This is a genomic window from Acidovorax sp., assembly GCF_022763525.1.
In the GTDB taxonomy this organism is placed as follows: Bacteria; Pseudomonadota; Gammaproteobacteria; order Burkholderiales; family Burkholderiaceae_C; genus Acidovorax.
The window spans coordinates 25,955-33,246 of sequence record NZ_JALEGG010000069.1 but is presented as its reverse complement, the minus strand read 5'-3'; the positions used below and the strand labels follow the sequence as shown (position 1 = coordinate 33,246).

Annotated in this window: 7 protein-coding genes; 4 read left to right on the top strand and 3 right to left on the bottom strand. The window is 66.7% G+C overall.

Features of this window, described 5'->3' with window-relative positions; all coding sequences use genetic code 11:
* The 3 genes from MRY84_RS05175 to MRY84_RS05165 form a co-directional block, all read left to right on the top strand.
* Positions 1 to 512 (top strand): GNAT family N-acetyltransferase (locus MRY84_RS05175; RefSeq protein ID WP_363317477.1); only part of this gene is annotated, 512 nt, incomplete at its 5' end.
* Positions 505 to 2,592, top strand: coding sequence for an NAD-dependent DNA ligase LigA (gene ligA / locus MRY84_RS05170; RefSeq protein WP_291504678.1), 2,088 nt, complete (start codon positions 505 to 507; stop codon positions 2,590 to 2,592). The genes MRY84_RS05175 and ligA, both read left to right, overlap by 8 nt.
* 20 nt (positions 2,593 to 2,612) lie before the next feature.
* Complete coding sequence (locus tag MRY84_RS05165) at positions 2,613 to 4,952, top strand: transglycosylase domain-containing protein (RefSeq protein ID WP_291504677.1); 2,340 nt, start codon at positions 2,613 to 2,615, stop codon at positions 4,950 to 4,952.
* 101 nt (positions 4,953 to 5,053) lie between these two features.
* Here the strand turns inward: MRY84_RS05165 and MRY84_RS05160 are convergent, their stop codons facing one another.
* From MRY84_RS05160 to MRY84_RS05150, 3 genes are all read right to left on the bottom strand, one after another.
* On the bottom strand, positions 5,054 to 5,278 hold the full coding sequence (locus MRY84_RS05160) for a DUF1737 domain-containing protein (protein WP_291504676.1): 225 nt from the start codon (positions 5,276 to 5,278) through the stop codon (positions 5,054 to 5,056).
* 8 nt (positions 5,279 to 5,286) lie between these two features.
* Complete coding sequence (locus MRY84_RS05155; RefSeq protein WP_291504675.1) at positions 5,287 to 5,838, bottom strand: NUDIX hydrolase; 552 nt, start codon at positions 5,836 to 5,838, stop codon at positions 5,287 to 5,289.
* A gap of 124 nt (positions 5,839 to 5,962) precedes the next feature.
* The gene (locus tag MRY84_RS05150; RefSeq protein WP_291504679.1) at positions 5,963 to 6,658 is read right to left on the bottom strand and encodes a fumarylacetoacetate hydrolase family protein; all 696 of its coding nucleotides are present in this window, start codon (positions 6,656 to 6,658) and stop codon (positions 5,963 to 5,965) included.
* Between the two features lie 177 nt (positions 6,659 to 6,835).
* Between MRY84_RS05150 and MRY84_RS05145 the strand changes: the two genes are divergently transcribed.
* Positions 6,836 to 7,291: a MarR family transcriptional regulator gene (locus tag MRY84_RS05145; protein ID WP_142145934.1), complete on the top strand. Its 456-nt coding sequence runs from the start codon at positions 6,836 to 6,838 to the stop codon at positions 7,289 to 7,291.
* The last annotated feature ends 1 nt before the right edge of the window (position 7,292 follow it).

The window sequence follows — 7,292 nt, the reverse complement described above, 5'->3', positions numbered from 1 at the left end:
GTGTTGGCGCGCAGGCTCTTCAGTTGAGGGCTGTCGTGCTTGGTGCCAGTACAACGCAGGTCAGGCTGGCGAACGAGTCTGACCACCGCGCCGTCAAAGCGTTGTACCGAGAACTGCGGCCGCAGGATGCGGACGTGAGTGACGAGATGTCCTTAAGCCTGTTCCGAGCCGTCCTTCGTTCATCGCATGCGCGGCTGGTGGTCGCGCTCGAGGGCGGCGAAATCGGTGCCACGTGCATGCTCGCGTTTCTGCCGAACTTTGCAAGCGCGGGGCGGCCCATTGGCGTCATCGAGCACGTGATCACTGGCGAGCGATTTCGTCGACGGGGCTTGGCACGCGCGGCTTTGGCGTTCGCACTCGACGAGGCTTGGGCGATGGACTGCTGCAAGGTGTTTCTGCTCTCGGGTTCGCAGCGCACAGAAGCCCATCGGCTTTACGAATCCGTGGGGTTTGTGGGTGGGCGGGAACTGGGTTTCGTCAGGAAAAATCCCAGTGAGGGTCACCATGACTGAGCAATCTGAACTTTTTTCAGCCGCAGCGCAGACCAGCCAAGCGCAAGCAGCTATCAAAATGAAAGCGCTGCGCGAGCAGCTCCACCGCTGGGCGCACGAATACTACGTGCAGGATGCGCCCACCGTGCCCGATGCCGAGTACGACCGCGCCTTCCGCGAACTGCAGGCGCTGGAGTCCGAGCATCCGGATCTCATCACGCCCGATTCGCCCACGCAGCGTGTGATCGGCGCCGTGCTGGAGGGCCTCACGCCGGTGCGCCACGCGGTGCCCATGCTCAGCATCCACACCGAAACGGACACGGAGGCGACCGGCGCCCAGGCTTTTGACGCGCGGGTGCGGCGCGAGCTGGGGCTGGCCCAGGCCGATCCGCCCATCGAATACGTGGCCGAGCCCAAGTTCGACGGCTTGGCGATGAGCCTGCGTTACGAGAACAGGCGTCTGGTGCAGGCCGCCACGCGCGGCGACGGGGAGGTGGGCGAGGACGTGACGCACAACATCCGCACGATCCGGCAGATCCCGTTGACTCTGCCGGAAGGGGTGCCGGCGCTGCTCGAAGTGCGTGGCGAGGTCTATATGCGCCGGGCCGACTTTGATGCGCTGAACGAGCGCCAGCGGGAGCAGGGCGGCAAGACTTTTGTGAACCCGCGCAATGCGGCGGCGGGCGCCGTGCGCCAGCTGGACTCCAACATCACCCTCCAGCGCCCCCTGAGCTTTTTTGCCTATGGCGTGGGTGCCATCACGCCAGCGGGTGAGGGCGGGCCGGTGTTTCGCACGCATTTCGAGATGCTGCAGGCGCTGAAATCCTGGGGTTTTCCGGTCGCGGAGCAGGTGCAGATTGCGGTGGGTGCTACTGAATTGGTAGCGTTTCACCAAAAGATGGGCGCGGGGCGCGATGCGCTGCCCTACGACATCGACGGCGTGGTCTACAAGGTCAACCGGCTGGACCTGCAGCGCGACCTGGGCTTCAAGACCCGCGAGCCGCGCTGGGCCGTCGCCCATAAGTACCCAGCTCAGGAGATGGCGACCAAGGTCGAGGGCATCGACGTGCAGGTCGGCCGCACCGGCAAGATCACGCCCGTGGCGCGCCTGGCGCCGGTCTTCGTGGGCGGGGTCACCGTCACCAATGCCACCCTGCACAACCTGTTCGAAATCCGCAAGAAGGGCGTGCGCGTGGGTGACCAGGTGATCGTGCGCCGGGCGGGCGATGTGATTCCCGAAGTCGTGGGCGTCATGCCCGGACGGCGGGCCGGCTATGTGAAGAATTTCCGCATGCCGCGCCACTGCCCCGTCTGCGGCAGCGACGTGGTGCGCGAAAAGGGCGAGGCCAACCACCGCTGCACGGGCGGCCTGTTCTGCGCCGCGCAGCGCAAGGAGGCCATCCTGCACTTTGCAGCTCGCCGCGCCATGGACATCGAAGGCCTGGGCGACAAGCTGGTGGACCAGTTGGTGGACACCGGTGTGATCCGCACGCTGCCAGACCTCTACCGCCTGGGCCTCACGTCCCTGGTGGCGTTGGAGCGCATGGCCGAGAAGTCAGCGCAGAACGTGCTGGCGGCGCTCGAGAAATCCAAGCAGACAACGCTGCCAAGGTTCCTGTTTGGCCTGGGTATTCGCCACGTGGGCGAGGCCACGGCCAAGGATCTGGCGCGCCACTTCGGCACGCTGGACGCCATCATGGATGCGAGCGTGGACGACCTGCTGGCGGTGAACGATGTGGGCCCGGTGGTGGCGCAGGCCATCCACACCTTCTTTGAGCAGCCGCACAACCGCGAGGTGGTCCTGCAACTGCGCGCCTGTGGCGTGACCTGGCCAGAAGGCGCCCGGGCAGAGAAAGCGCCCCAGGTGTTGGCTGGCAAGACGGTGGTCCTCACGGGCACCTTGCCCACGCTGAGCCGCGATGCGGCCAAAGAGCTGCTCGAAGCCGCCGGCGCCAAGGTGGCGGGCTCGGTCAGCAAGAAAACCAGCTACGTCGTGGCGGGCGAAGAGGCCGGCAGCAAGCTGGCCAAGGCCCAGGAGCTGGGCGTGCCCGTGCTCGACGAGGCCGGCATGCTGGCCCTGCTGTCGGGCGATGGCGCCTGATCTCATTACTTAGGTTTTTGATGCGCAAACTGCTGTTGACGTTGAAGGCCCGCACCGCGGCCCTGCGCGCTTGGATGGCCGCCCGTCTGGCATGGCTGCCGCGCCCTGTGCGGCGTGCCATGCTGTGGGGCGCCCTGGCGCTACCGGCGGCCCTGCTGGTCTACACCCTGGCGCTGCTGCCCTTCACCCCCGGCGTCAGCGAGATCCGCAAGGCCAAGAGCGAGCAACCCGCGCAGCTCATGTCGGTGGACGGCAAGCTGCTGGCCGAATACCGCTGGGCCAACCGCGAATGGGTGGAGCTGAACCAGATCTCGCCGAACGTTCTGGACGCGTTGATCGCCACCGAGGACCATCGTTTCTACGGGCACTGGGGCCTGGACTGGCGGCGCACCGCCTCGTCGGTGGTGCACACACTGGGGGGCGCCCCTCAGGGCGGCTCGACCATCACCCAGCAGCTCGCGCGCAACCTGTTCCCTGAGGAGATCGGCCGCTCGCGCGTTTTCCCGCAGGCGCTCACGCGCAAGCTCAAGGAGGCGATCACCGCGGTCAAGATCGAGGCGACGTATTCCAAGGACGAGATCCTGGAGACCTACCTCAACACTGTGCCGTTCCTCTACAACGCCTACGGCATCGAGATGGCCGCGCGCACGTACTTTGACAAGTCGGCCGGCAAGCTCAACGTGCTGGAAAGCGCCACGCTGATCGGCATGCTCAAGGGCACTGCCTATTACAACCCGGTGCTCAACCCCGAGCGGGCGCTGGCGCGGCGAAACACCGTGCTGTCGCAAATGGTCAAGCACGGCAAACTGGAGCCCGAGCAGTTCGCACGGCTCAAGGCGCGGCCCCTCGGCGTGAACTTCGAGCGGCAGACCGAGGTCATGGGCCCCGCCTCGCACTTTGCAATGCAGCTGCGCAAGCAGCTCCTGGACTGGGCCGACAGCCACGGCTACAACCTGTACGCCGATGGACTGGTGATCCGCACCACCATCGATTCGCGCCTGCAGGCCATTGCCAACCAGGCCGTGGCGCGCCAGGGGAAACAGCTGCAGGGCGTGGCCGACGCGGCCTGGTCGCAGCGCAATGGCTGGAACCCCGGCAACGAACTGGTGCAGACGCTGGTGCGTGAAAGCGCCGAGTACCGCGCGGCCGTGGACAAGGGCCAGGCGCCTGAAGAGGCGCTCAAGACGCTGCTCGATGACGCAGCCTTCCTGCAGAAACTGCGCACCGAGAAGACGCGGGTGCAGGCTGGCTTCCTGGCGCAGGACCCGGTGACCGGCCACGTGCTCGCCTGGGTGGGCAGCCGCGACTTTGCGCAAGACCCGTTCGACCATGTGCAGGCCGCACGCCGCCAGCCGGGCTCCACATTCAAGCCCTTTGTGTATGGGGCAGCCTTTGCCGCGGGTGCGTCGCCAGACGACACGCTGATGGATGCCGCCGTGGAGATCCCCTTGGGCGGCGGGCGCGTGTGGCGTCCCACCGATGGCACGCCACCGAGCGACATGCCCATGACGCTGGCCGATGGCCTGGCCCTTTCCAAGAACACGATCACTGCACAAGTCATGCAGCAGGTGGGCCCTGCGCGCGTGGCCGAGGTGGCGCGTGCCCTGGGCGTGCGCCAGTCGCCGCTGGAAGAGGTGCCCTCCCTGGCGCTGGGTACCAGCCCCGTCACGCTCAAGGAGATGATCAGCGCCTACAGCTCCATCGTCAACCTGGGCAGGTATGTGGAGCCGGTGCTCATCACGCGCATCGAGGACCGTGACGGGAAGGTGCTGGAAACCTTCGCACCCTCCGCTCCGCAAGAGGTTTTCGAGCCGCGCGCAGCACAAACCCTGCGCAACACCATGCGCGGCGCCATCGACCGGGGAACGGCCACCGCCATCCGCTCACGCTACGGCATCCAGGCCGATGTGGCGGGCAAGACCGGCACCACGCAGGAAAACACCGACGGCTGGTTCATCCTCATGCATGCGCGTGTGGTCGCCGGCGCATGGGCGGGCTTCAATGATGGCCGGATCACCCTGCGCAGCGATCACTGGGGCCAGGGTGCCCGCAGTGCGCTGCCGATGGTGGGCGAATTCGTGCAGCAGGCCATTCGCAGCAAGGCGATCGATGGCAATGCGCGCTTCGTGGATGAGTTCGCCACTGCTCCGCCCATGCCGTCGGAGCCGCCGCCAGCCGATGCGCCGCTGGGCAGCATGCGTGACTGGATCCGGGGTCTGTTCCGCAACGATGCGCCCGCGCCGCAGCCATCGCCGGCGCCTGCACCGTGGCCCATTGGCCCTGCGCGGCCGCCCGAGGGAGGCGCGCCCCGCGCTCCGTCAGGCCGGCCTGTGCCTGCCGAGGAGTGGGGGGGCGGGTGAATACGCGCTGACGGGCGCCCGCCAAGCTTCGGGAGCCAGCTGGCAACTATTCAGGACTCATGCACCAGGGAACCTCACCTGGAGCATGCTCCGTGTCTCGGTCAGAGTCCTGAACCGGGCCAAAGGATGGCTTGGGCCACGATCACCGTCTGGCCGTTGAACGTCGCGGCGGGCGATCCGTACAACCGATAGCCCAGTGCCAGCGCGTCGCTCACGCGGCGGCAAAAACTCGCGTCGTCCGGGCCGGTGAGCAGGCGGTAGGTGGGCAGGCCATCGGGTGGCCCGCCAGTGCCAACCTGCGTGGTGGGGAGTGGGGTCTCGGTCATGGCTCGGCCTATTCGATGTCGACAAAGTGCACGCCAAAGGCACCCGCCCGGCGGTCGGCAAAGTAATGCTCCAGGGTTTCCTTCACGGTGCGGAAGGCGATCTCGTCCCAAGGCACCTCGTCTTCGGAAAAAAGCCGTGCCTCGATGGTCTCGTACCCCGGGTTGAACTGGTCGCTGAGCAGCGTGGCACGGTAGAACAAGTGGACCTGGCCCACGCGGCGCACATTGAGCAGGCTGAACAATGGGCCCATCGCGATCTGCGCGCCGGCTTCTTCGTCCGTTTCCCGCGCGGCGCCCTCGGCCGTCGTCTCGTCCAGTTCCATGAATCCGGCTGGCAGCGTCCACTTGCCCCAGCGTGGCTCGATATTGCGCTTGCACAGCAGAATGCGCCCGTCGGGCATCGCCGGCACCGTGCCCACCACGTTCAGCGGGTTCTCATAGTGCACCGTGTTGCACGCGGGGCAGACGGCGCGCTGCTTGGTGTCGCCGTCGTCCGGCAAACGGTAGACCACGGCAGTGCCACAGGCACGGCAGTGTTTGATGGGACTGCGGAAGGTCATCGGAGGATTCTGAATCAAAATGGCCGCCAGCGCTTGTCGCCAAAGCGCAGGCAGCTATGAAAAGCGTAGTGCGATGCGCGGGGAGGCTGACTGGCCAGCCGGTGCGGTGCCGGGTTTGCGGTGGTCACACCACGCTGAGCCGCAGCGTGCCCAGACCTTCCACGCCCCCCTCCAGCACATCGCCTCGCACCACGGCACCCACCCCTTCCGGCGTGCCCGTGTAGATCAGGTCGCCGGGCTGCAGCTCCCACGCGGCTGACAGGTGCTCGATGGTCTCTGCAATGTTCCAGATCAGTTGCGCCACGCTGCTGCGCTGGCGGTCCGCACCGTTGACCTGAAGCCAGATGGCCGCATTGGCTACATCGCCAGCGTCAGCCGCGGGCGTGATGGGGCCAATGGGGGCACTGGCGTCGAAGCCCTTGCCGATGCACCAGGGCCGCCCTTGCTTCTTCATGTCGTTCTGCAGGTCGCGGCGCGTCATGTCCAAGCCCACGGCGTAGCCGTAGATATGCGAGAGCGCATCGGCGGCACGGATGTTCTTGCCGCCCTTGCCAATGGCCACCACCAGCTCGATCTCATGGTGCAGGTTGCCCGTGAGGCTGGGGTAGGGCAGCTGGGCGGTTTCGCCCGGGTTGACGACGACGATGGCGTCGGCCGGCTTCATGAAGAAGAAGGGCGGCTCGCGGCCGGTGAAGCCCATTTCCTTGGCGTGCTCTTCGTAGTTGCGGCCCACGCAGTAGATGCGGTGCACGGGAAAGCGGCTGCTGCTGCCCACCACGGGCACGCTGGCCACGGGCGCAGGAGAAAACACATAGCTCATGTAGGCCTCTGGAATGTCGGGATTGGATTGGAAGCACCAGGGATGCCGCGCGCCTGGGCCGGGGCCGGGTGCGGTGGATAAGGCGACTTCGGGATGCAGTGTGCCACGGGCGTGGTTCACGCGCGCCCGTGGCGAGAGAGGCACAGGAACGCGTGGGGGAGCGCTACACTCGCGCCCATGGCAAAGAGCTTCGATTTCCACAACACGCCAGGCCACTTGGTTCGCCGTGCCCACCAGCGCACTGTGGCGCTTTTCATGGAAGAGACGGCAGGGTTTGACGTCACGCCGGTGCAGTTCGCCATCCTGCACGAGCTCCTGGCCCGGCCCGGCGAAGACCAGGTGACCGTGGCATCGCGCGTGGCTTTCGATGCGGCCACGTCGGGTTCGGTGATCGGACGCCTGGAAAAGCGTGGCTGGGTCCGCCGCGAACCCGACATGGCCGATCGCCGCCGTAAGCTGCTGTGGATCACGCCCGAAGGCGAAGTGGCGGCGCTGCAGATGCGCGACGCCGCCCAGCGGGTGCAGGAGCGGCTGATGGCCCCGCTCAATGCGCAGGAGCGCAGCGATCTCATGGCGCTGCTGACCAAGGTGGTCTACCAGCACCGCGACCCCGCCGGAACCCTGGGCGCCTGAC